2 protein-coding genes are annotated in these 1717 nt (G+C 67.2%); one reads left to right on the forward strand and one right to left on the reverse strand.

Annotated elements, in window-relative coordinates; all coding sequences use genetic code 11:
- Positions 1-47: 47 nt before the first annotated feature.
- On the reverse strand, positions 48-272 hold the full coding sequence (locus ACZ37P_RS38465; protein ID WP_355342741.1) for a hypothetical protein: 225 nt from the start codon (positions 270-272) through the stop codon (positions 48-50).
- 181 nt (positions 273-453) lie between these two features.
- Between ACZ37P_RS38465 and ACZ37P_RS38470 the strand changes: the two genes are divergently transcribed.
- Positions 454-1692 carry an IS701 family transposase gene (locus tag ACZ37P_RS38470; RefSeq protein ID WP_467351157.1) on the forward strand — a complete coding sequence of 413 codons (1239 nt, stop codon included), beginning with the start codon at positions 454-456 and terminating at the stop codon, positions 1690-1692.
- Positions 1693-1717 lie beyond the last annotated feature (25 nt).

Consider the following 1717-nt stretch of genomic DNA (forward strand, 5'->3'; position numbering starts at 1 on the left):
CCTAGTACGGCAGCTGTAGATCGTGATCTTGTCCTTCGAGTGGCCCTCTATCCTGCCGACCCGCCTGCTGAGTCCTCTGCGCCGTCGACGACCGAACGAACGCACCTCATCCAGTCCTCCCAGGCAGCGGGGTCTGTCGTTCCGCCGTCCGCCTCGATGCCGATGTCGCCCAGGAGCGTGAGAAGGTCGTCCCCGGCGCGGTTCGCGAACTGCCACACGAACCGCGACATGGCGACGAAGGCCTCGCGCTCGTTCAACTCGTAGCGACTCATCAGGGCTTTCCAACCTCGGGCGGAGCCCGGTAGTCCAGGGCCGAGGGTCGTGATCTGCCTGCCTGGGCAACAGCGCGGCCACCGAAGATCATCGTGGTTTGTGAAGACAACGAAGGATCAAGCAGTGGCCGCAGGTCACAGCGTAGACGTTGAACGATGGCAGGTGATGTTCGAGGGCCTGATGGCCCGCGTCGCAGGTCGGTTCGCCCGGGTGGAACCCCGCCGCCGCGCCCGCTCGCTGGTGCTGGGGCTGCTGTCGGATCTGCCGCGCAAGAATTGCTGGACGATCGCGGAGCATGCCGGAGACACCACCCCCCACGGGATGCAGCACCTACTGGGCCGTGCCAAGTGGGACGCCGATGCGGTCCGCGACGACATCCGCACCTACGTGGTGGACCACCTGCGCGACGAAGAGGCGGTCCTCGTCGTCGACGAGACCGGCGACTTGAAGAAGGGCATCGCGACGGTGGGCGTCCAGCGCCAATACACCGGCACCGCGGGCAGAATAGAGAACGCGCAGGTAGCGGTCTACCTCGTTTACTCCGCGCGGGCCGGACACGCCGCCATCGACCGGGAGCTGTATGTCCCGCGTTCCTGGACCGAGGACCGCCAGCGGTGCCGGGCGGCCGGCATACCCGCCGCTGTGGGCTTCGCCACCAAGCCCGCTCTGGCCGCACAGATGATCGCCCGCGCCCTGGACTCCGGCGTCGCGGCGCGATGGGTGGCAGGTGACGAGGTCTACGGCGGCAATCCGACCCTTCGCACCGCACTGGAACGCCGCGAGGTCGGCTACGTCCTCACGGTCGCCTGCGACCACCAGATCGCCACGAGGGGAGGAAGACTGCGGGCGTCCGCGCTGGTCAAGAAGATGCCCAAGCGGGCCTGGCAGAAGCTCTCCGCCGGGACCGGCGCGAAGGGCCACCGCTTCTACGACTGGGCCGTGGTCCACATCGCCGATCACCGCCCCGGACACCACCAACTCCTGGTCCGCCGAAACCGGCGCACTCGCGAACTCGCCTTCTACCGCTGCTATTCGCCCATCGCCGTGCCACTGTCCACACTCGTACGGGTAGCCGGGCGCAGGTGGACGGTCGAGGAGACCTTCCAGACGGGAAAGGAACTGACCGGATTGGACGAACACCAGGTCCGCCGGTGGACGTCCTGGCACCGCTGGGTCACCCTCGCGATGCTCGCGCACGCCTTCCTCGCCGTCGTCACCGCAGACGAACGCACTCACCGGCCCGCACCAGACGGGCTGATCCCATTGAGCAGCAACGAGATCGCGCATCTGTTCAACAGACTGATCGCACGGCCCGCCCACGCTGCAGCGCACCGCCTCCGCTGGTCCCACTGGCGACGACGCCACCAAGCTCGCGCCCGCGACAGCCACTACCTGAGACAAGCAGCAGCTCAACCATGATCACGATCTACAGCTGCCGTACTAG

This window comes from Streptomyces sp. NPDC024632, from assembly GCF_055559175.1.